The sequence below is a fragment of the Gilliamella sp. App2-1 genome (assembly GCF_001690255.1).
Lineage (GTDB): Bacteria > Pseudomonadota > Gammaproteobacteria > Enterobacterales > Orbaceae > Gilliamella > Gilliamella apicola_G.
The window spans coordinates 115,669-139,780 of the sequence record NZ_LZGR01000022.1; the positions used below are offsets into that span (position 1 = coordinate 115,669).

At 34.5% G+C, this 24,112-nt stretch carries 18 protein-coding genes, 1 tRNA gene and 1 other RNA gene; 14 read left to right on the top strand and 6 right to left on the bottom strand.

Going from position 1 to position 24,112, the window contains the following annotated elements; all coding sequences use genetic code 11:
• Positions 1 to 41: 41 nt before the first annotated feature.
• The 10 genes from glnL (at position 42) to fruA (ending at position 11,670) form a co-directional block, all read left to right on the top strand.
• Complete coding sequence (gene glnL, locus A9G22_RS03160) at positions 42 to 1,091, top strand: nitrogen regulation protein NR(II) (RefSeq protein WP_065587525.1); 1,050 nt, start codon at positions 42 to 44, stop codon at positions 1,089 to 1,091.
• Positions 1,092 to 1,102: 11 nt separating this feature from the next.
• Positions 1,103 to 2,557 (top strand): nitrogen regulation protein NR(I), encoded by a 1,455-nt coding sequence (gene glnG, locus A9G22_RS03165; RefSeq protein WP_075508340.1) that lies wholly within the window; start codon positions 1,103 to 1,105, stop codon positions 2,555 to 2,557.
• A 216-nt stretch (positions 2,558 to 2,773) separates the two neighbouring features.
• Positions 2,774 to 3,727, top strand: a complete 954-nt coding sequence (locus A9G22_RS03170; RefSeq protein ID WP_081297031.1) for a siderophore ABC transporter substrate-binding protein — start codon at positions 2,774 to 2,776, stop codon at positions 3,725 to 3,727.
• 8 nt (positions 3,728 to 3,735) lie between these two features.
• Positions 3,736 to 4,695, top strand: coding sequence for an ABC transporter permease (locus tag A9G22_RS03175; RefSeq protein ID WP_075508341.1), 960 nt, complete (start codon positions 3,736 to 3,738; stop codon positions 4,693 to 4,695).
• Positions 4,685 to 5,656: an iron chelate uptake ABC transporter family permease subunit gene (locus A9G22_RS03180; RefSeq protein ID WP_065587528.1), complete on the top strand. Its 972-nt coding sequence runs from the start codon at positions 4,685 to 4,687 to the stop codon at positions 5,654 to 5,656. The genes A9G22_RS03175 and A9G22_RS03180 overlap by 11 nt, the downstream gene beginning before the upstream one ends.
• A complete protein-coding gene (locus tag A9G22_RS03185) occupies positions 5,653 to 6,408 on the top strand; it encodes an iron ABC transporter ATP-binding protein (RefSeq protein WP_075508342.1) in 756 nt (251 codons plus the stop codon). The genes A9G22_RS03180 and A9G22_RS03185 overlap by 4 nt, the downstream gene beginning before the upstream one ends.
• Positions 6,409 to 6,596: 188 nt before the next feature.
• Positions 6,597 to 7,601: a catabolite repressor/activator gene (cra, locus tag A9G22_RS03190; RefSeq protein ID WP_065587530.1), complete on the top strand. Its 1,005-nt coding sequence runs from the start codon at positions 6,597 to 6,599 to the stop codon at positions 7,599 to 7,601.
• Between the two features lie 225 nt (positions 7,602 to 7,826).
• Positions 7,827 to 9,029, top strand: coding sequence for a fused PTS fructose transporter subunit IIA/HPr protein (fruB, locus tag A9G22_RS03195; protein ID WP_065587531.1), 1,203 nt, complete (start codon positions 7,827 to 7,829; stop codon positions 9,027 to 9,029).
• Positions 9,030 to 9,965: a 1-phosphofructokinase gene (gene fruK / locus A9G22_RS03200; RefSeq protein ID WP_065587532.1), complete on the top strand. Its 936-nt coding sequence runs from the start codon at positions 9,030 to 9,032 to the stop codon at positions 9,963 to 9,965. It abuts the gene before it with no gap.
• 10 nt (positions 9,966 to 9,975) lie between these two features.
• Positions 9,976 to 11,670, top strand: a complete 1,695-nt coding sequence (gene fruA, locus A9G22_RS03205; protein ID WP_075508343.1) for a PTS fructose transporter subunit IIBC — start codon at positions 9,976 to 9,978, stop codon at positions 11,668 to 11,670.
• 58 nt (positions 11,671 to 11,728) lie between these two features.
• Here the strand turns inward: fruA and A9G22_RS03210 are convergent, their stop codons facing one another.
• On the bottom strand, positions 11,729 to 12,304 hold the full coding sequence (locus A9G22_RS03210; RefSeq protein WP_065587534.1) for a TIGR00730 family Rossman fold protein: 576 nt from the start codon (positions 12,302 to 12,304) through the stop codon (positions 11,729 to 11,731).
• A gap of 148 nt (positions 12,305 to 12,452) precedes the next feature.
• On the opposite strand from A9G22_RS03210, the gene A9G22_RS03215 reads away from it, so the two are divergent.
• Both A9G22_RS03215 and A9G22_RS03220 read left to right on the top strand, forming a co-directional pair.
• Positions 12,453 to 12,528 (top strand) — tRNA-Asn (locus A9G22_RS03215).
• Positions 12,529 to 13,444: 916 nt separating this feature from the next.
• Positions 13,445 to 13,654, top strand: a complete 210-nt coding sequence (locus A9G22_RS03220) for a hypothetical protein (RefSeq protein ID WP_141669956.1) — start codon at positions 13,445 to 13,447, stop codon at positions 13,652 to 13,654.
• A 475-nt stretch (positions 13,655 to 14,129) separates the two neighbouring features.
• Here A9G22_RS03220 and ssrA read toward each other — a convergent pair.
• Positions 14,130 to 14,495, bottom strand: a transfer-messenger RNA (tmRNA) gene (gene ssrA, locus A9G22_RS03225).
• A gap of 1,172 nt (positions 14,496 to 15,667) precedes the next feature.
• Between ssrA and A9G22_RS11065 the strand changes: the two genes are divergently transcribed.
• Both A9G22_RS11065 and A9G22_RS03230 read left to right on the top strand, forming a co-directional pair.
• Positions 15,668 to 16,042 carry a DMT family transporter gene (locus tag A9G22_RS11065; RefSeq protein ID WP_255314938.1) on the top strand — a complete coding sequence of 125 codons (375 nt, stop codon included), beginning with the start codon at positions 15,668 to 15,670 and terminating at the stop codon, positions 16,040 to 16,042.
• 314 nt (positions 16,043 to 16,356) lie between these two features.
• The gene (locus tag A9G22_RS03230) at positions 16,357 to 16,998 is read left to right on the top strand and encodes an HD domain-containing protein (protein ID WP_176700219.1); all 642 of its coding nucleotides are present in this window, start codon (positions 16,357 to 16,359) and stop codon (positions 16,996 to 16,998) included.
• A 116-nt stretch (positions 16,999 to 17,114) separates the two neighbouring features.
• On the opposite strand, the gene A9G22_RS03235 is transcribed toward A9G22_RS03230, so the two are convergent.
• From A9G22_RS03235 to A9G22_RS03250, 4 genes are all read right to left on the bottom strand, one after another.
• On the bottom strand, positions 17,115 to 18,038 hold the full coding sequence (locus A9G22_RS03235) for an AEC family transporter (protein WP_075508345.1): 924 nt from the start codon (positions 18,036 to 18,038) through the stop codon (positions 17,115 to 17,117).
• A 24-nt stretch (positions 18,039 to 18,062) separates the two neighbouring features.
• Positions 18,063 to 20,717, bottom strand: a complete 2,655-nt coding sequence (gene glnD, locus A9G22_RS03240) for a bifunctional uridylyltransferase/uridylyl-removing protein GlnD (RefSeq protein ID WP_075508346.1) — start codon at positions 20,715 to 20,717, stop codon at positions 18,063 to 18,065.
• A 137-nt stretch (positions 20,718 to 20,854) separates the two neighbouring features.
• Positions 20,855 to 22,609 carry a hypothetical protein gene (locus A9G22_RS03245; RefSeq protein WP_141669957.1) on the bottom strand — a complete coding sequence of 585 codons (1,755 nt, stop codon included), beginning with the start codon at positions 22,607 to 22,609 and terminating at the stop codon, positions 20,855 to 20,857.
• A gap of 127 nt (positions 22,610 to 22,736) precedes the next feature.
• Positions 22,737 to 23,612, bottom strand: coding sequence for a hypothetical protein (locus A9G22_RS03250; protein WP_065587540.1), 876 nt, complete (start codon positions 23,610 to 23,612; stop codon positions 22,737 to 22,739).
• Between the last annotated feature and the right edge of the window lie 500 nt (positions 23,613 to 24,112).

Consider the following 24,112-nt stretch of genomic DNA (forward strand, 5'->3'; position numbering starts at 1 on the left):
GTTAACTTGCGGTGGTTTCTAATCGGGACGGAAAATCAACGATGACATTTGAAAATGAATCTGATGCTAATCTTGTTCTCGATGCTATGATTACGAGTATTTTATTACTTGATACAAAACTCAACATTCTTTATGCCAATACTGCTGCACAGCAATTATTAGTACAAAGTTCTAAAAAATTATTAGATAGTTATCTTCCTGATTTTTTGGGTTATTTTTCTTTAGATATTGATTTGATGCTCAGTGCATTGGCACAAAATCAAGGTTTTACCGATAATGAAGTCAATTTAGTTATTAATAATGAGTTACATATTTTATCGCTGACAGCTCAACTATTAGGTAATGGTCGGATTTTGATTGAAATGGTACCGTTAAATAATCATAAACGCCTTAGTCAAGAACAATTGCAACAAGCTCAACAGAGCGCTGCACGTGAATTAGTTCGAGGACTTGCTCATGAAATTAAAAATCCACTAGGCGGACTTCGAGGTGCGGCTCAATTATTATCACGAGAATTACCAAAAAATGAATTGCAAGATTACACAAAAATTATTATTGAACAATCAGATAGATTAAGAAATCTTGTTGATAGGTTGTTAGGACCACAACAGCGATTGCACCAAAAAGAACAAAGTATCCATCAAGCAATAGAACGTATCTATGCATTACTGTGTTTGGAAAAACCAAGCAATATTGAAATTTTGCGTGATTATGATCCAAGCTTACCTGATTTTATTCATGACTCTGAACAAATAGAGCAGGTAATTTTAAATATTGTGCGTAATGCTTTACAGGCGATCGGTTCCAATACTGGCGTAATTACCATTAGGACAAGAACGGCTTTTCAGGTTACTTTACATGGCCAACGTTGTCGTTTGTGTGCTCGTATTGATATTGAAGATACTGGGCCAGGTGTGCCTGTTCATATACAAGATACCTTGTTTTACCCTATGGTGAGTGGTTATGAAGGTGGTACAGGTATTGGGCTTTCTATTGCACATAATATTGTTGATCAACACCACGGTAAAATTGAATTTAATAGTTGGCCCGGACATACTGAATTTTCTGTCTATTTGCCAATTAGACAGTGAGGTAAATTAAAATGAATATTTGGATTGTTGATGATGATAGCGCTATTCGATGGGTATTAGAAAAAGCATTAACTAATGCTCATTTCAACTGTGCCTGCTTTTCGAATGGTCAAGAGGTGATAGATGCTTTGGTTACTTATGCTCAAAAGCCTACAGTATTAATATCAGATATTAAAATGCCCGGAATTGATGGTTTAACACTGCTGAAACATGTTAAAGAAAAATTGCCTAATTTGCCTGTTATTATTATGACCGCTCATTCAGATCTTGATGCAGCAGTGAATGCCTATCAAAAAGGTGCTTATGATTATATTCCTAAGCCCTTTGATGTAGACGAAGTTATTCAATTGGTTGAACGTGCAATTTTACAAACGCAAAGTAACAAAACCAGTAATAATACAACAACAAAAGCATCAACAGGTATTATTGGCGAAGCTCCTTCAATGCAAGACGTGTTTCGTATTATTGGTCGATTATCCAAATCTTCTATTAGCGTATTAATTAATGGGGAATCAGGAACGGGTAAAGAATTGGTTGCTAAGGCATTACATACTCATAGTCCTCGTTCACAATCGCCTTTTATTGCGTTAAATATGGCGGCAATCCCTAAAGATCTCATTGAATCTGAGCTTTTTGGGCATGAAAAAGGTGCATTTACAGGGGCGGCTCAAATTAGACATGGACGCTTTGAACAAGCTAATGGTGGTACTTTATTTTTAGATGAAATTGGTGATATGCCGCTTGATGTTCAAACGAGATTATTAAGGGTACTTGCCGATGGGCAGTTTTATCGTATTGGTGGATATTCACCCGTCAAAGTTGATGTGCGTATTATTGCTGCTACACATCAAGATTTAGAAGCAAGAGTAAGCGAGGGAAAGTTTAGAGATGATTTGTTTCATCGTTTAAATGTAATTCGTATATTACTGCCGCCTTTGCGTGATAGAGCGCAGGATATTCCAAAACTTGCTGAACATTTTTTGCATACAACTGCGAAAGAATTAGGTGTAGAAAGTAAAGTATTAAGTCCGAAAGCATTAAGTGTTTTATGTCAATTTAATTGGCCAGGTAATGTACGTCAGCTTGAAAACATCTGCCGATGGGTGACGGTGATGTCTTCAAATAAAGAGATTTTAGTTCAAGATTTGCCATCAGAAATGTTGCAATCATCGCCGACTAAAAAAATTGTCACAAATGAAAATATCACCATGCACGAAAACCATTTTGCTCAGCAAGAAAACGATTGGAAAGTATTACTAGAACAATGGGCAAAGAAAGCCCTTATGGAAGGTAAAACGGGGATTTTGACTGAAGCAATAAATGATGTTGAACGCACCTTATTAAAGTGTGCACTCAATTTTACTCGAGGTCATAAACAAGATGCTGCTCATTTACTAGGGTGGGGGCGTAATACATTGACTCGCAAGCTTAAGGATTTATCCTTTGACCCCAATAAAGATTTTTAACTATCTTAATGATGCTATCGAGTGAATCGATAGCTTTTTAATATATTCATTATAATTTTGTTTCTATTTAACCTGCCTTTTATTACATATTACATTTTTAAACATTTAAAGTGCATTGAACCTTGCATGGTTTTTGGTTACAATCATGATGTAAATGATAATTATTATAATTATCGTTTTGTGGTTTTTTATTCAGGTTGATAATTAGGAGTTATAATGTATTCATATATCAAAGTAAAATTTTTAGTTTTACTAACTGTATTACTTGTTTTAGTTGGATGTGACAATAAAAAAGAACAACAAACGCTTGCGGAAACGGTTACCGTTGAACATGCTCAAGGCAAAACCGATATACCTGAAAATCCTAAAAAAGTCGTTGTTTTTAATATTGCAACTCTTGATATTATTGATGCTTTGAATATTCCTGTCTCAGCCGTTCCTCAATCTGATGTGCATTTACCTGATTTTTTATCTAAATATAGCGATAAAAACTATACTAATGCGGGAACCTTATTTGAACCAAATTATGAGGTATTAAGCACAATTGAGCCTGAGGTTATTATTGCTGGTGGTCGTGCTAATGATGCTTATAAAAAATTGAATGAAATTGCACCGACGATTTCTTTAGATATTGATCCAAATGACTTTTTAGGTAGTTTAACTCAACGAACTGAGCAATTAGGCACTATTTTTAATAAGCAAGATGAAGCTAAAAAGCTTATTACTGATTTTAATCAAAAAATTGAACAACTACGGTCAAAGACAAGCACTGCCGGAAATGCATTAGTGATTATGGTTAATGGCGGTAAAATGTCGGCTTATGGTCCAAAATCTCGTTTTGGTTTTGTGTTTGATATACTTGGTTTTCAACCTGCAACCACCTTCCAAGAAGCTGGACGTCATGGTAATGCGGTGACCTCTGAATTTATCTTAAGTGTTAATCCACAGTGGTTATTTGTGTTGGATAGAGATAGCGCTATTGGTAACAAAGAAGCACAATCTGCACAGCAAGTACTAAGCAATGACTTAATTCAAAAAACAGCGGCATGGCAAAATCATCATATTATCTATTTAGATTCATCATCTATGTATATCGCAGGTGGTATACAAACTTATAACCGTTTGATGGATCAAATTCGTGAAGCTTTACAAAAAACATCAACGAATTGATGTAAAATATGGTTAAGTCCTTTTATTTTATTGCAGGCATTTTCATTTTATTGATAATGACTGCAATAAGTTTATTTATTGGCGCTGGCCATGTGACGCTATTGGAACTATGGTCTGATAGTAACATGCGCGAGATTTTTTTTGTAAGCCGTGTGCCTAGAACTGCTGCTTTATTACTAGCCGGCAGTGCTATGAGTGTTGCAGGTTTAATTATGCAACTATTAACACAAAATCGATTTGTTGAACCCTCGTTGGTTGGTACAACTCAATCTGCTAGTCTTGGCTTATTAGTGATGATGGTTTTAGCGCCTGGCGCAAGTGTTATGACTAAAATGGTCGTTGCCAGCTTATTTGCCATGATTGGCACAATGATTTTTATGGTAATTTCTCGAAAAGTCATTTTTAAATCTGCTTTGATGGTACCTCTTATTGGTATTATGTTAGGAGCGGTTATTAGCGCAATTACAACTTTTTTTGCCATGTATTTTGATTTGTTACAATCACTTGGTGGTTGGGAATCGGGTGACTTTTCCGGAGTTTTACAAGGTCGTTACGAATTATTATGGTTGGTGGGTGGATTGACATTACTCGCTTGTTGGAGTGCAGATCAATTTACTGTAGCTGGTTTGGGTCGAGATTTTTCAATTAATGTAGGGCTTAATTATCGACTTGTTATGTTGACTGGACTTATTGTTATTGCAGTAACTGGTGGTATTGTGGTTGTGGTTGTGGGTGTTTTACCTTTTTTAGGATTGATTGTACCAAATATTGTTAGTTTATTATTTGGTGACAATGTCCGTAAAACTATTCCATGGATCTGTTTGTTTGGTAGTGGGTTAGTTTTAATTTGCGACATCATTGGGCGCATTATTCGCTATCCATTTGAGATTCCAGTTAGTGTGATTTTGGGCGTGGTTGGCGCTATTATTTTTTTAATATTATTGGGTCGGAAACGCCATGTTAGTTAGCCAAAAACGCCATGCTTTATGCCAAAAAAGAGTAATTTTATTGTTTATTATTGCGCTAATTTGCGTAACTTGCTTTATGACCTTCGGTCTTAAGGGCAATATCAGTTACATTTTGAGCCATCGAACATGGATTATGCTAACTATGATTTTAGTTGCTTTTTCAGCTGCGACGTCGACATTACTTTTTCAAACGGTTACCAATAATCGAATATTAACTCCATCAATTATGGGATTTGAATCTCTGTTTGTGCTCATTCAAACTGTTGTGATCTTTTGTATTGATACACAAGGCATTCCTTATATCGGTATTATCGGCAAATTTGTATTTGAATCACTTTTATTAATCTTATTTTCTCTATTTTTGTATCGAGGTTTGTTTACGAAGCTCAAACAAAACTTACATTTGGTATTATTAATCGGCATTATTTTAGGTACATTATTCCGTAGTTTTTCTAATTTATTGCAGCGTTTGATGACCCCGTCTGAATTTGCAGTGTTACAAAGTCGTATTTTTGCGACATTTACACGCGCGGAGCCTGTATTAATCGTCTTTTCATTAATGATTGCAGCTATTATTGGTCTATTTTTATGGCGAATGCGATTTAAATTTGATGTGCTAGCGTTGGGGCGTGATAATGCAATAAATTTAGGTATCGATTACCAAAAAAATATCACTATTATTTTGTTGCTAGTCTCTGTTTTGGTATCGATATCAACAGCATTAGTTGGACCGTTTACTTTCTTAGGTCTTTTAATTGCTAATTTAGCTTATAGTATTAGTGGATCAAGTCAACATCGTTTTTTACTTCCTACTGCTTTTTTATTAGGTATTATTTTTCTTGTTGGTGGGCAAATGTTCTTAGAACGAGTATTAAATATGGTTGGTGCATTATCCATTGTCATTGAATTTATTGGTGGTTCTTTGTTTATCTTCTTATTATTGAAAAAGGTTTCGAAGTGATAAAAATTGATAATATTAGTAAAAAATATCAAACAGTACCTGTGCTAAAAAATGTCAATGCGACAATTTCACAAGGTGGGATCACTGCCATTATTGGTCCAAATGGAGCGGGTAAGTCGACGTTACTATCGATTATCAGTCGACTTTTATTCGCTGACGAAGGGCAAGTTAAAATTCAAAATATGGATGTAGTTAATACACCAAGTGATAAGCTTGCCACCTATTTATCCGTATTAAGACAGGAAAACCGTTTTAACAGTAGATTGACTGTTTTTGAGTTAGTCGGGTTTGGGCGTTACCCTTATACCAAAGGACGCTTAAATGCTGATGATTATAACCATATTCATCGAGCACTTGATTTTTTAAATCTTACCGAATATAAAGAGCGCTTTTTAGATGAATTATCTGGTGGACAACGGCAACGAGCTTATGTTGCTATGGTACTTTGCCAAGATACTGAATATGTATTACTTGATGAACCACTCAATAATCTCGATATGAAACATGCTGTTGCTATGATGAAGCAATTGCGTCGTGCTGCCGATGAACTAGGTAAAACCATTGTGATTGTTATTCATGATATCAACTTTGCATCCGTATATTCAGATTACATTTTAGCCATGAAAAATGGTGAGCTGATATACCAAGGCAACCCACAACAAATTATGAATTCGACTATTTTAGAAGATATATTTGATACCCCCGTCAAAATTGAAAATGTCCATGATCAAAATATTGCTATTTATTACTAATGATTAATGTGCTTATTATTTTGATAGGATTTAACTAAATCCTATTTTTTTATTAGCCCTTTTTATCTTTAGGCTTTTTTTATAAAACGTAAAATACAGCTAACTTGTTGAGTAGTCATTAGAATCAGTATTTACAAATTATTTTGATTCAGGTTAAATAACTAACTATATTTAGTTGGGATTGTGTTATGAAATTAGAACAAATCGCTCTCTTGGCTGGTGTCTCAAGAACAACAGCGAGTTATGTGATCAATGGAAAAGCCAAAAAGTACCGCGTGAGTGACAAAACAGTTGAAAAAGTCATGTCGGTGGTAAAAGCGCATAATTACCAACCTAATGCTGTAGCAGCAGGGCTTAGAGCCGGTAAAACACGTACTATTGGTTTTATTATTCCTGATTTAGAAAACAACAGTTACACCCGCATTGCCAATTATTTAGAACAACTAGTAAGAAAAGAAGGATATCAATTATTACTTGCATGTTCTGAAGACAATCCACAAATCGAAAAAGAGTGCGTTAAACATCTACAGCAACGCAGGGTAGATGCTTTGATTATTTCATCATCATTCGTTTCTGCTCAGGATTATATTTTTTATGATGACTGGCAAAACGAAAAGATTCCATTATTTGCACTTGATAGAATATTATCCATATCTAAATTTAGAAATATTGTTGGTGCCGATAAACAAGATTCTAAATCACTGGCCCAAGCATTTAATAACTTTGTTGAAGATTCGGTGGTTTATATTGGGGCTTTACCAAACTTGTCGGTTAGTCAACTTCGTCTAGATGGATTTAAAGATATCAAATTTAATAATAGTAATAAAATTGATTTTTTATATGCAAATAATTATAGTCGTCAAGATGCTGATTTTGCCTTTAGTCAATGGTTAGAAAGCCATGAAATGCCTAATGGCATTTTTACAACTTCTTTTTCTTTATTACAAGGAAGTATTGATGCAATTTTAAGAAAATTTGGACATCTACCCGAAAACTTAACTATTGCTACTTTTGGTGATAATGAACTGTTAGATTTTTTACCATGCAAAGTCATATCGCTTTCACAAGATCATAAAGAAGTTGCCAATGTAACAATAAAGCTATTTTTAAACTATTTACATAATGAGAGTTATCAATCAGGTACGACAATAATCCCGAGGCGATTGATCTATCGAGGTAGCTTAAGCCGTTAAGATATTGATAGATACCAAACGCAATATTGGATTTAAAACTGTTTAAATTTTAAATAAAAAATAAGATCAAGATCACAAATTATTGATCAATAGACATAATTTATTTGATAATTAATATTAATTTATTCATTATTGCTGAAACGATTCAATAATGTTAATTCAAGGATTTATATTTGTTGAGTCATTTTAGTCGACCCAACATTTTAACCCAGAGGTATTTATTATATGTTTCATTTAGTTAAAGAAAATATTCATTTAAATGAACAAGCTACCAATAAAACTGAAGCAATAAAAAAAATTGCTTCAGCCTTAACGAGTGCAGGATTTGTTGAAGAAGGTTATGTCAATGGAATGCTTGAAAGAGAAGCTCAAGCAGCGACGTATTTAGGTATCGGTATTGCTATTCCTCATGGCACCACTAAAACTCGTCATTTGGTGAAAAAAACAGGGGTGCAAGTATTTTGTTTTCCTAATGGTGTTGAATGGGGGGATGATGATGAAAAGGCCTATCTTGCAATTGGTATTGCTGCAAGCTCTGATGAGCATTTAGAATTACTTCGTCAACTTACTCATGTGCTTGGCGCTGATGGGGTAGAGGAACGAATCAAAAAAATTCAATCGGCCGACGAAGCAATTGCTATTTTAACCGGCAAAACAAGTCTAGAAGAGAGTCAATTTACTGTAAATGAATCTGCATTGTTATTGGATATCCCTGCGGATAGTTTATCAACACTACAAGCATTAAATGCTTCACGTTTAAAACAGCAAAATGCAGTCAATGCAAGTTTTATTGCTGATGTATTAGATAATAAACCAACTTACCTAGGCGAGGGTGTTTGGTTAAATGATAGCAAAGAAGGTAATTTAAAAAATGCGATGGCGATTAGCCGTACCACGAGTAATCTTAATGAAGATGGTAAGCCTGTTAAGTTACTTATTACTATGTCAGTCGTTAATGATTCTGTTTCTGAAATTATAAATCACATTGCAACTTTAGCTTTTAATCAAAAATTAGCGTTACTATTATCAGCAAATACTGATGGGCTTATCAATCTTCTTTTATCTGGTGCTCAAACTGTAGGATCTGATGAATCAGAAATTCAATCAATCTCTCCAAATGAGTCGGTTATTACCGAATCAAATAATGAATCGTTAAGTCGTGAATTCATTATTCCTAATGAGAATGGTTTACATACTCGCCCATCATCCGTTTTAGTAAAACTCGTTAAAGAATTTAGCAGTAAAGTGACCGTTGCCAATTTAGATGGTAAAGGTGAGCCAGTGAGCGCAACGAGTTTAATGAAAATTGTTGCACTAGGCGCCAAAAAAGGTAGTCGATTAAAATTTACAGCGGTTGGCGATGATGCTGCTCAAGCGCTTGATGCTATTGGTAAAGCGATTGAAAGCGGTTTAGGTGAGGGTGTTTAAATGACTTATCGTATTGCAACAATCACCTTAAACCCTGCTTATGACCTTTTAGGTTTTTGCCCAAAAGTGGAGCTTGGCGATGTTAATTTAGTCCAAACCAATGCATTACTTGCTGCTGGTAAAGGCATCAATGTGGCTAAAGTTTTGTCTGATTTAGACGTTCAATTAACTGTCGGTGGATTTTTAGGTAAAGAAAATCGTGATGGTTTTAATTTATTATTTAAATCATTAAATGTGGTTGATAAATTCGAAACAATTGAAGGTCGTACACGTATTAATGTCAAATTGACCGAAGAAAATAGTGAAGTAACAGATCTCAACTTTTCGGGCTTTACTATTAGTGAGCAAGACTGGCAAAGCTTTGTAAAAAACTCTCTTGAGTGGTTAAAAGACATTGATATGGTTGCTATCAGTGGTAGCTTACCTGCTGGAGTATCACTTGATAAATTTACAAATTGGATGGAACAAGTTAAAGCAATTTGTCCCAAAATTGTATTCGATAGTAGTCGAGATGCATTGGTCGCTGGTTTAAAAGCAAAACCATGGTTAATCAAACCAAATGATAAAGAGCTTGAAATGTGGATAGGTCACAAATTATCGACATTGGATGATGTAAAAAAAGCTGCTATGGAATTAGTTAATGGCGGGGTTGACAATGTCATCATTTCGCTTGGAAGTAAAGGTGCTTTATGGATCACTAAAAATGAAGCATGGTTAGCAAAACCGCCTAAATGCCAAGTAGTTAGTACTGTAGGTGCTGGCGATTCCATGGTCGCTGGTTTAATGTATGGTTTAATCACGGAGCAATCAATTAAAGACACTTTAGTCTTTGCATCAAGTGTTGCGGCTTTATCAGTTGGACAAGCTGGTGTTGGTATCGCTGAGCGCCAAGCGGTAAATAATATGCTAGAAAAAATTGAAATAATTGCTGCATAAAGGAGTATTCATGAATATATATATTATTGAAGGTAGTCATGCAGGTCCAGTTAATGGACGTTTAGCTAAAGCAGAATTAGCTTTAGCAGCAAATGCCTTAAATTTAAATGTCGTTGACAGTGCTGTATCAGCAGATGTTATTGTTGCTGTTGGCTCGGGAACCATTAGCGATAAAGCAGTGGCGGGTAAAAAAGTTTATGTTGTTGAAGACTTAAATCAGCTTTTTGCTAATCCAAAACAAATTTTAACTGATGCACAAAGTAAAGCGAGTGTTTATGAACAATCTGCTGAAGTGACACCAACATCCATGCCAAGTCATGGTGTAAAACGCATTGTTGCTGTTACTGCTTGTCCAACCGGCGTTGCGCATACTTTTATGGCGGCAGAAGCCATTGAAGAAGAAGCCAAAAAACGGGGTTGGTGGTGTAAAGTTGAAACTCGTGGTTCAGTTGGTGTGGGTAATGAATTAACGCCAGAAGAAGTCGCCTCTGCCGATGTGGTTATTGCTGCTTGTGATATCGATGTCGACTTAAGTAAATTTGCGGGTAAAAAACTTTATCGCACCAAAACAGGCCCTGCCCTGAAAAAAACAGCACAAGAATTTGATAAAGCATTTGAAGAAGCAACGGTTTATCAGCCAATAGCAAACTCCTCAACAGCTAAGGCAAGTAATGAGAAAAAAGGTGTTTATCAACATCTATTAACTGGCGTGTCTTACATGTTACCAATGGTGGTTGCAGGTGGTTTGATTATTGCGCTTTCATTTGCTTTTGGTTCATTTGAAATGGTTGAAGGGGTGCAAAAATTAATAGGTGAACCGCATTTAGCTCAAATTGGAGGGCTTGCTTTCTCACTTATGGTGCCATTGCTTTCAGGTTATATTGCTTATTCTATTGCTGATAGACCTGGGCTTGCACCGGGGCTTGTGGGTGGTTTACTTGCGGTATCAACTGGTGCAGGTTTTTTAGGTGGGATTATTATTGGTTACTTTGCTGGTTATTTGGCGCTATTAATCACAAAATATTTACCATTACCAAAAACGCTAGAGGCATTAAAACCGATACTCATTGTACCACTATTTGCAACGCTTATTACAGGCCTTGTGATGCAATTTATTGTTGGTACCCCTATTGCATGGTTAATGAACGTTGTAACAGTATGGTTAAACTCAATGGGTACGGCGAATGCGGTTATATTGGGGGCTATTTTAGGCGGAATGATGTGTACTGATATGGGGGGGCCAATTAATAAAGTTGCTTACGCATTTGGTACTGGTTTAATTTCAGCACAAGTTTATGCACCAATGGCAGCGGTTATGGCTGGTGGTATGGTTCCACCTTTAGCGATGGGCTTAGCAACACTTATTGCGAGCAAAAAATTTGCTAAAACTGAACAAGAAAGTGGTAAAGCTTCATTGGTATTAGGCTTATGCTTTATATCCGAAGGGGCAATTCCATTTGCTGCTCGTGATCCATTACGTGTTATCCCATGTTGTATTATTGGTGGGGCAATTACTGGTGGCATGGCTTTAGCCTTTGGTTCAACATTAATGACGCCACATGGTGGGTTATTTGCCTTAGCCATTCCAGGTGTGGTTAAACCAGTGGGTGGCTACTTGTTATCTATCGTTGTTGGTGCTGTTGTTGCTGGTGTAGCTTATGCATTTATTAAACAACCAGAGCCAGAATCTACAACTGTAGCTTAATATTGATAATATTAATAAAAAACGCCATCAAATGATGGCGTTTTTTATCATCAATACGTTATTTTTTTACCCAACGCTGTAAATCTTTAGGAATAAAGTGATCTATTTGTTGTAATATCGATTGAGGATCTTCCGAAACGATTAATGTTTTATAAAAACTATCTCGAACAAACCCTTCATTCACAGCATGTTGTAAAAAATTGAGCATAGGCTGCCAAAATTCAGCTGGATTAAATAAAGCCACCGGCTTTTCGTGATAACCGATTTGCATCCCCGTCCAGACTTCAAAAACCTCTTCTAGCGTACCTGTTCCGCCCGGCATTGCAATAAAGCCATCGGCAAGCTCAGAAAGTCTTGCTTTGCGTTGATGCATATTATCTACCACTTCTAAACGAGTGATACCGTGGTGAGCTGTTTCGGCTTTGACTAAACGTTCAGGAATAATACCAATCACCTCACCACCATGAGCTAATACCGCATTAGCGATCACACCCATTAAGCCTTTATTGCCACCACCATAAATTAGTCGCCGGTTTTGTTCAGCCAAAGTTTTGCCTAATTGTTCAGCTTGGGTACGATATTCTAGTTGGCTTCCTTCACTAGCGCCACAAAAAACACAAATATTTTTTTTCATAATTGTTATTTTATCTGTTAATAATATATCTTTTTATTTTAGCATATCTATAGTTTGATTTGATTACAAGCTGAGCAGTTGAATTTAATTAATGTATTTCAGATTGACATAATCATTATAGAACGTTAATATCTCCTGCGTTAAATGTTCCTCCATAGTTCAGTCGGTAGAACGGCGGACTGTTAATCCGTATGTCACAGGTTCAAGTCCTGTTGGAGGAGCCAATTTCCAAATTCCTAAAGCCTGCATATAGCAGGTTTTTTTTGTATCTTAAAATACCCACTTATTTATTTCGTTGTTACAACAAATACGCTTAAAACCACGTTTTTTGTGATATCTATTTAATTTTCTTGATTTTATTATCAAATTAATGAGTTGCTAAAAGAAATTTAAATGATCACAATTGGATTGAATGTTATCATTGTTGTTATTTTAAAATATTAATTAAAATCAACTTGATAAATGAACGGTTTTTTATTAAAAAATATTCTCATAATATTGTAAGGTCAATATGTCCCCCCCCCCCTTTAACCGCGCTAGAATGCGTTGACAACTAAGCGAGGTTAGCACGGCAAGTATGGATGTTTGGTGAGTTTGGGTTTTGTTAGAAATAAATTTGAACATCTGAGCAAAGTGAAGAAGGCATCAAAGAGGCGAGTATCAGGATGATACGAGTAAATATAAGTCGGCCACATTCCGTAGCCAAAGTGTGGGGTGTTAAGGAATTTGCTACTTTCTTAACTCGACTGTTGTCACTGTCACTGTTGCTATTGATTCCACCACAAAAAGCTTAAAACGTCCGAAACCCAATCACACAAGTTATAGTCAAATACCGTCACCCAAACCCGAAAACTATAAAAACAGTCAGGTAGCGTATTGATTTTATTATATTTTTATTTTGTTGTTTTTTTACAAAAATCAAAAAAATATCAATCCCTTAAAGCTTTCTCCAAAGCTTAATATGTCTTTTCCCTTACTTACCTTTACAAACAATCCCCCAAAAAACTAACCAAGATTTTTTTAAACACCATAATTTTAATGGTAAAAATTAAGTTAGCTTATTTTATAGGCTAATTATCATAAAAAATTTAATTAAAAAAATATTTTGGTTGGGTTAGGGAACGCTATGAAGTATAAGTTTTGCCTGAAGGCTGGGAAGTGTCTAAAAAAGGCTATGATACGAATAAAATTAATGGGTTAATCTTGCCAGAAGATATCGCTCACACCAGTTCTTTTATTCGATTAAATCAAGTGGAAGTATATTCCGGTAAATCAACTGATTCAGCAAAACAAATAAAACCCAAGCCCGCAACGATAAATGGGAAAAATATCAGGCAGTTTGGTTGTTAGAGAGCGGTGATTATACTAATCAATTGAGCTTTTGGGCTAGCTGTAATTATAACAAAATTTGGTAACTTACAGAATTCAATTAAAAAATATTATCTTATTTTCAAGTTACAGTGACTAAATACTAAAATTTCTTTTTTGCATTTCTTTAGAAGAATATCTTAAAATTATATATAAAGATATGTTCTAGGAGAGATTTATAAGTTCAAGTCTCCAATCATTAAATATCATCCGTTATCGTCGTCAATAAATAATCTTTACCCTATGGTTTGGCTGTTTTGGGTTGAGTATCTGTCGATGAGGTCGTTATACGATTTTTAGTTATATACTACCTGTATAACTAAGCATATACCTAAAATTTTGGTTGTAAATGTATCTAGTTGATACTTACAGAGTGATAAAACTGTCTCTAACGCTTGTTCTTACTGGGTTTTATGTGCTTTAGTGGGGGGTAAAAGAATATTACGGAATATTGAAGTGGTGGAGCTGGCGGGAGTTGAACCCGCGTCCGAAATCTCTACATCCTCGGTACTACATGCGTAGTTTGTTTTTGAATTTCATCTACCCGCTGCGAACAAACACGCCACTGATAGACTAGCTTGATTAAGTTTAATGCTTCCGCCCCAAGCAAGGCTTCCACACGATCTCGTTTGGGTTTGACTCCTCTTGATCCCCGTCCTACGAGCGGAGGCTAGGGAGAGAAGGCTCTATAACAGGTTATTAAGCTGCTAGTGCGTAGTTTTCGTCGTTTGCGACTATTTTTTTGCGGTTTATTTACGAGGCCTACCGCACCTCGGCATGCACCTTGGGTTTCGCAAATCCCGTCGAATCCAGAATCAGCCCCAATTGTGAATTGTACCTAAGCACAATATCAGGGCATTATAGGTGAATTCAAGACGGAATACAAGTTAGCCAACGGCTGAGTTAGCTCGATTTTTGAGTAGAGTATATCGCGATCGTTTTAGGATTGCTATTTAATCAAAATTTACCCATTTTAAGTTTGTAAAAAAGTTTCAGATAACTATGTGTTTCAGTATAAAAATAAAGTTTGTAACAGCTAAATTAGGCTTAGGAATTAATCGCGTTATTTACCGTAATTTGAGGAGCGACTGTCATAAATAGATATAAAAACAAAACTAATGCTGTATCGCTATTAAGCGATCTGCCCTTATATCATAAAGAAAAATAACCATCACTGATTTGGCTAAAGGTTTTATGGTCAGCAATCCGTCCATTTATAACGTGAGAAAGAAAACTCGATTGATGATAAATTAAGGCGGTAAGCTGACTATTTACTTTTTTAGGCTATATTTTTGTGAAAAATATTCAGGATTCTATACCTTATCGTGATTAACTGGACTTGACAGTCTCTATTTGTTAAATCGTGTGATAACCAGTGTATCAATCAAAAACTCACTAAACTTGCTTGCCAACAAACGAAAGAGAGGGCAGAAAGAGATATGTACTTTCATGGCGATGAGGCATAACCGCGTTTTTTATAAATTAGGTATATTACCGTCTGATTATTTTGATTAATGACAATGAGTAAGGTTTATAATATTTATAACTATTTTTAAATATTTAAAAAATAATTAATGTTTAAAATCAATATGTTATTTATTATTTAGTTAAATATTAAAAAATATATGAAATTAAATTGAACTTTTTGCCGTTTAATCTGTCTATATTAACAGATTACGTTTTTCATTTTTTGCCCTCCACTCGAATATTTGAGTGGATTTTTTTTGTCTTGTATTTTTCCGCTTAAGCAATTTATTAAGTTTCCCATTTAGTTATTATTAATTACTTTGCATTAGTGCTTTTAATTATTGCTAAAATTTTGATTATCTAAATAGTGCCTTGTTTCGTTATCAAGACTTTTCAAAAAATATGTAAAATTATTTTGAATACTCTATTTTTAATCATAGTTTAGGCTATAAATCGTGTTTTGATTTCGAATTAGTTAAGTAAGCAGAGAGAATTATTTTATTTTCAAAAAGGACACAAGGGCACCTAATTGCATTAATGACAGTGTTTCTTTGGGGAACAACATTTATCGCGACTAAGATATTATTAATTGATTTTAAACCAATTGAGATTTTGTTTTTTCGATTTTCTCTTGGCTATATAGTCCTGTGGTTCTTATCGCCACGTTTTTTTGCTTGGCAGGGCATTAAGCAAGAGTGTATGTTTTTATGCGCAGGGCTTTGTGGTGTGACTTGTTACTTTTTGTGTGAAAATATTGCATTAACCTACACAACAGCTTCTAATTATTATTGCAGCAGTTGTGATTTTGAACCAGTCTTTTACTTCGATTGCCGCCATTGGAACATTGTTTACGCTTTGCGGTGTGCTATTATCAGAGGCAAAGTTAGAGTAAGAAGAAAATAATTTATTTTATTGGTAAGTGAAATATGAAAAAGGAACTTTATATTCTTTTAGATTGTTGAAAAAACAATTCGCTTTTTAGTGGGTTATTTGAACTAATAGCGCACATAAAATAAATAAAGGTATTTCCCAATGTTGAGAAAGTCCCTACCATTGGTAGCATAAAAATAGAACAAATCTCGCTTGAAGCCTTGTTTTTATAATCTTCTTGTATACTCCAATTATGAGTAAACTAGTATTTGTTTGTATGGAAAATCAGTTTGTGTAAATTAAATTAGTGAAATTAAGTTATGAATAATCAAAGAAATAATCAACAAGTGGATGTTATTCAAGCCATACAAGCTTTTGTTAAACAAAAATTAGCTAATGACTTTTCGGGTCATGATATGGCGCATATTGAGCGAGTGGTGAGATTGGCCGAGCAGATTTTAAAGTATGAGCCAAAAGCGAATGGTTTTATTGTGATTGTGAGTGCCTATTTACATGACGTGATTGATGAAAAAGTGGTTGCTGATGTGAATCAAGCTATCATTGAGTTGCGTGATTATTTAATATTACAGGCGTTAACCGATAGCGAAATTAAAATGATTTTTGACATTATTGAAAATATGTCATATCGAAAAAATCTTAATCAGAAAAAAACATTATCATTAGAAGGGCAAATTGTGCAAGATGCTGATCGCTTAGATGCATTGGGGGCAATTGGTATTGCTCGCACCTTTTATTATGGTGGCAATAAACATCATATTATGTACGATCCTGATATTTCACCACGAACTGCATTGAATGAAGATAATTATAAACAACCCAATACCGTTATTAATCATTTTTATGAAAAACTTTTTTTGCTTAAAGATAAGATGAATACCCCAATAGCTAAAAAGCTAGCTGAGCAACGGCATCATTTTTTGGTTGAGTTTGTCAATCAGTTTGAAAAAGAGTGGCTAGGTAAGGATTAATTACCCGCTGTTTTATTTTTTATAAAAGGTAAAGTGTGGGCAATGATTTTAGCGACTTCAAACCAGATTTTAAATTATCTGGCACAACGCTTTCTGACTAGAGAGCGCTTTGACGATTAAAACGGTATTGGCGCGCCAACAAGCCACAGGACAATAGGTAATGTGATTAAGCTCAATAATGTACTAACTAAGGTTGCACTTGATACCAGTTCGGGATGAGTATCAAACTGTACTGACATGAGTGTTGTATTGGCGGCACTTGGCATAGCGGCTAATACGATTAATATTTGCTTATAAATCGGCAAAATAGGCATAAAATAGACCATGCCAAATGCAACTAGCGGTGAAATAATCATTCGGGTGAGTAATGAAAATGAAAGTTTAGGATAATCCAGTTGTTGGATCTTGATTTTGGCTAATTGCATTCCCAAAATAATCATAATTACAACGATTGATGAGTCGCCAATCATGCCAATGGATGTCATGATGGATTTGGACAAAGGAATATGGCATAACTGAAAAAGCATACCTAATAAAGCACCATAAGCCACAGGCATGCGGATAACTTTATTGATGACATCTTTTTGACTGACAATATCACTACGCACACTCCCTTTTGCTGCATAATAGATGCCAACTGTGCTCATTACAAATTGTTGTAATACCATCATAATTACGCCAAGGTCAAATCCCACCGAGCCAAAAAAAACTAAAAGTACAGGGGTACCGTAGTTGCCATTATTCATAAAGCATGCACTTAAAATCATAGCGCAGCGCTCTTTGGTTGAATATTTCATCATCATAGACCAAATGGAGATGATAAGGACTAATGAAAAACAGAGACCAAAAATATAACAGATATAAAATAGATAATCGGCAGTTAACGTATGCGTATAAAATGTTTTAAATGCTAAAAATGGGGATAACACATAAAGTGACATTTTCGATAGATTAGCAACATCAAATTTTAAGGCTTTTTGTGCGATAAATCCGACAATAAAAATAGCAAAAATGGGAAACAAAATAATAAAAAATTGCATAAGCGATGTCTTTAATTGGGTTAATTAGTTCATTGAATCAATGGTGGTTACGATTGATTCTCGTAATTGATTACAGGTAGTATCATCCAGTGCATTGTTGTATTTATCAGTTAAGATAAATAGATCTTCAATATGTTCACCAATAGTGGCAATTTTAGCACTCCGTAATGATAAATCTAAATGAGCAAATATTTCGCCGACACAAGCAAGTAATCCAGGCATATCTAAGGCAATGAGTTCCATATACGTTTGCTTTTCATTGAAAGCGGATAAAAAATTGACTTGTGTTGGTACAGAAAAAGATTGCAATCTTTTCTTTGGTGGTTTAATTGCCACCCCTTGATAAACGGGGTGTTGTAGTGCCTTTCCTAGAGCTTTGATAATACCTTGATGCCGATCTTCTTGCACTGTTTGCCCATTTGGTTCAAGTACAATAAATGTATCAAGGGCAAAGCCTTTTTTATTGGTAATAATGAGTGCATCATGAATAGTTAAATTATGCATACTGAGTGTATTACAAACAGTTGCAAATAGATAAGGCCTATCTGGCGAATAAATAAAAATCTCACTGCCACCATGGTATGGGTTTGGATTGATTAACACTAAGGTTTGCGTTAAATCATGATGTAATAAATTTTGAGCATGTATAACAATTTGTTCTGTTGTATACCGCAGAAAGTAGTCAACTCGACAGTCTTGCCAAAAATTCTTGATTTGCCATTCATCGTAATTTTGTTTGAGTAAAGTCGCGAGTGCGTCTTGTTTGTGTTGCCTTGCAATACTTCGTTGCTCTGGAATTTGGTGGATACCTGAATCAAAAGATCGCATTGCGGTAAAATAGAGCTCACGCATTAGGCTTTGCTTCCAGCTATTCCAAAGCGTTTCATTGGTTGCACAAACATCGGCAATAGTTAAACAGAGCAAATACTGTAAGCGACGCTTACTTTTTACTTGTTGAATGAACTCTCGAATCACTGCGGGATCTTGCAAATCGCGACTTTGTGCGGTTACCGACATCAGTAAGTGATAGCGTACTAACCAAATAATTAAATCGGTATCTTTGGCATCTAGCTGGTGTAATTGACAAAATTTTTCAACGAGCTGTGCACCTATTTCAGAATGATCACCATGTCGACCTTTACCTATATCATGAAATAGACCTGTGATAATGAGTAGTTCTGGTTTGGATAATTTAGCAAATACTCTCGAACTATTAGGATGCTTTTGTTTGCCGCTATCTGTTTTTAGGTTATCTAATTCAATTAGCAATCGAATGGTATGTTCATCAACGGTATAAGCATGAAAAAGATCAAATTGCATCATGCCAGCGATATGCTTCCAGTCTGGAATATATGCGGCTAATATGCCATATTGATGCATGGGTAAAATGGCTTTTTTTATTGCGTTAGGGTGTTTGATGATCATCATAAAAATTTGCCGCGATTTAGGATCTTCACATAGCAAAGCTTTTAATTTTCTTCTTGCCGAACGTAACTGCCTAATGGTGTTTGAATAAAGCCCTGTAATTTGTGGATTAAGCAAAATAGTATAAAAAAGCTGCATAATCAAGACAGGATCTTTTTTAAAGAGGTTATCCTCTTTTATATCAATTAAGTTTTCTCTAATTTGAAAATATTCATCAATATCATAAGGTTTATTTTTTGGGTTATGCTCAAGTATCGATTCATAAAACAGTTGTAATAACATCTGATTGAGTTCAGTAATGTTGTGAGCGACACGATAGTAGTCGTGCATCATTTTTTCTACTGGTGTGTTACCTTCGCCTTTGTAACCTAACATATTGGCAATGCTAAGCTGCCGATCAAAAAGTAAGCGGTTATCATAACGTGAGATCACGCAGTGTAAGGCAAAACGCATTCGCCATAAAAATTTACGGCAAGTTTTGAAGTCTTCAATATCTTCAGGGGTTAAATAATTGAAGTCAGCCATTTTTTGTAAAAATTCACCACCAAAATGGCGAATGGCGATCCATTGGATTATCTGCATATCGCGTAATCCGCCAGGACTATTTTTCAAATCAGGTTCTAGATTATAAGAGGTACTGTGATACTGCTGGTGGCGGTTTTGTTGTTCTTTAATTTTTGCTTGATAAAAAGCACGAGAAGGCCATATCTTATCGCTAAAAATTTGTTTGTGTAATTCATCTAATAGTAATTGATTGCCCGAAATAAGTCTTGATTCAATTAAATTAGTCATTATGGTGATATCATTTTTCGCTTCTTGCAAGCAAATTCTCAATGTTCTAACACTGTGACCTATATCTAAATGTAAATCCCATAACAAGCGAACCAAATCACCGATCTGTTTTTCAATCTCTTTAGTCAATGGATAATCACTTAGTATCAAAATATCAATATCTGACAATGGATGCAATTCAGCCCGACCATAGCCCCCAACGGCAACCAAAGCGATGCGATTGCGTTTAAAAAAAGAAGAGACATGTTTAGGAATTTGGTAAAAACACCATAAGCGCTCAAGTAAATGGTCGATAAATTGACTGCGTAAATGCACTAATATATCAATATCGGCTTGTTGCTCAAATTGAGACTTAGACCATTGTTGAAAATCATCAAGTTGTTGTTTGAGGTAACTAACATTTATTTGGTCATCGCTAAAATCAAGGGGAGAAATAGGGTATGATAAGCGGGTCTCATTCATAGTAATAACATTAAAACAAAGGAAATTTATTGATATCCTTACCCGATTTAGTGTTGCTGTCAAGCAACAGTTTGTTATTACTTAGAATGAAGTTGATTAACGTACCCTATTTAAATTATTTAGTTTCCATTTTGTCATTAAAAATGTTCAAACAATATCATTTCAAAACCATCAGGATTGAAAGGTAAGTTATCGTAGAGTTGTGGGTTATTTTGGTCTTTAATTTCATTAGTGGTAAATAACACGTTGCCATTCTTATCAAGATATTGGTTCTCGATATCTCCTTCACTCGATATTTCAATATGATTAGTTTTAATACCTTGTTCATTAAATCTGTCTAACATTGCAGTAATTTTCTGCTTTTTACAGTGTATGAATGTTCTGATAGTGATTCCTTGGGTATTTTTGATAACTTGAGATAACGGCACATAACTGCCTTTTTCATACTCGGTCTCTATAACTAACTTTGGCACCAGATGACTTTCAAGCACAGTCAATTTACTGCTAACAGGGGTATTTTTCTGGTATTCAAATTCAGTTGATAGCCACTGTACTCGTGTTTTTTGTAATATTGATACGATTTTGCCCATTTCTTTTTCAACACGGATATAAGAGGGGAGGCTAACCGCCTGTTCTACGCTATCTAGTGGAGTTAATTGGTCTTTATTCGCTAGTGTATAAAAATATATACCATTTTCTAATGATTTAAACTGCGCTAAAGGTAATGAGATTGGTGATTGTTGCCATTTTATTTTGTTAATTTTTTTATACTGATAATTATCTCCTATTTCTACTTGAATTAAATCGCTGTATTTATCAAGTGGGAATTGGTTTTCGGCTTCAATTAACGTTAATGGTGCCTGATGGGGAAAATTTTTGTAACGTTCAACCATAAAATTGGGGAAGGGCAATTGATGGTAATAAACTTGATGGGGCTTAATACCTAAATATTGAGCTCTATTTGCAGCTTCACTGTCATATTGATTATTATCACCCATACTATGTTCAAACATCGAACCAGTTAACAGTGCATTACTTTTTTGCACATCCATGATTAATTTATTGTAAGGATAGGGCTCATCGAGATCCTTTTCAAAATCGAAGATTTCTTCCGGCTTTTGGCTTTTGGTTTTAATCACGTTGCCATCTTTATTTAAGATTTGATTTTCTATACGCTTTGGTTTTTCATAATAAATTACGTGATTAGTCTTAACGTCTTGATTATCAAAATAATTATCAATTTCATAGATACCATTCTGTCTAATATAGGATTCAATGATATAACGTCCTGTTTTGATATTTCTTTTAATCGCTTTAGACATTAATCCAGTATTTTCATCAAACCATATTTCAGAAGAATAAATAATATTATGATTTGTATCATACATTTCTAATTTAAGATTCTTTAAGTTATTATTGGCCCAATAATCATAAGTATAATGATTTATAGATGTTAAACATCTTTTTTGGGTACTGACCACAATGCCATGTTTTTTTTCAACCCGTAAATAGCAAGGTAGCTCAAATACCTTTTCAAATGAAGCTTGTTTATGTAATTGTTTATTTTCATCTAACGTATAAAAATAAACTCCATCTTCTAATGACTGAAAAGAATCAGACGGATACATAATTTCAATAATATTGCGTTCACGTTGAAATATATCGCTATATTGATAGTTTTCATTTAATTTTACTTGAGAAATATTTTGAGTCGCCATTTTATACATCTTTGGATTGGTTTCTAAACCATTTACTGACGAAAATAAATCTTTTTCAGGAAAGCTATCTTGATTATCGATAAAGAGCATAAAATCATGTTGAAAATAGACTTTATTCGGAATAATGCCTTGTTTTTTTAAATTTTTTATTATTTGAACGTGTTGGTTATTCATTTTTACCTCGGCTAAAACATATTGAAAAGTTCCTACCCATAATAAAAAAGGGATTAAACTTATCTTTATTAAGTTTTTCATATTATCAGCAACTTCTTTAAATTTAGGTTTACTAGTTGTATTTGTATTATTTTGGTTTCGCATTTTCAGATATGTCTAATAGCTTTTCCATTAATATTCTTCTTTTAATAGTTGTTTCTTTTACGCCTTTACAGTGTTTATCTAATGATTTTTTATAACGCTTAAAATGTCTATCTAGTTCTTCTCCAATACAATCAGGATCAGCCAGATTACAGGTAGCTAACAATAAAAATAAAAAGGTATGACAATTAGTTTCCTTATAACAGTCATAGCCCCAACTCCATTCATCTTCAAACGCTTGTGCAAATGCTCTAATTTCATTAAATATCTCTTCATCGCTTCGCGTATCACTAGGCAACACATAAGGGTGAGAGGTAAATTTAATTTTCTCAGGATGAAAACGATTACTTTGATGCGGATCAAAGGCACGACTAGAATATTCATTATTATTTGATTTGCGCCCAGCTTTCCGATCTTTTGTATGAGTTAATTCGGTTAATGTTTCTTCCTCATCTTCTTTTCGTCTTTGAGCATGGTCGCCGTTTAAAATACCGTCACTTGATACTATTCTCTTGTCAATAAAAATATTTAGTAGTTGGATTTTCATTTGCACTGGATACCAACCATAACTTTCTCTAAAATTGTTGGCTTTGGTCGAGTGTTGTAGCGGATTTCCATTTTCATCATTAATGTCTTTTTCTTTCAATCCCTTTTTAAATGTATTTTTCATTAACTCATCTATTTCAGTTTCATCTTTATGTAAAAGTTCAATCCAAAAATGCCCAACTTGTGATACCAGCAAATTAACCGGTATTCTTCGAATTAAAATATTTTCTAATGGTCTCAAACCCGTCCTGATTTTAGTGGTTACTTTTGATGATTGACGGTGATCGGTGACTGATTTTGCTGTTATCCAAGTCATAAAACAATCCTTTAATCCTTTTTATATCTCAATATGACCTTATTTTCTGAATAGCCAGAGTCGGTTGTGTTGTTGTTACTCTAAGCGATTACATGATTAGCTTTATTTAATATTTGATGATCTCAATTAATAATCGGGTGGTCGTTTCCTTTCCCAATTAAAATAAATTGTGTAAGGTGATACTCACCAAAATATCAGATAGAATTTGCCTGTATAAATTACTTCTTTTAGTCATACAAGTGTTTATACTGTTGTTGTAATAACCGGTCATTGAAGGAGTACTAACGACCTTTTTATAATAATTTTAAATATATTCAAATAGTAATTTATTTCTTCCTTCCTTCCTCCGTGTTTGATAATAACATATCATGAATAATATGAGTTTTTAATATATGAAAAAATTTCAGCTATTCCTTTATCCTAATAAATTCTAGTTTGGCTCATACTTTACCTAATCCGATTCTATAACAATAATTACTTAAAATGAGCATTGTAATAGT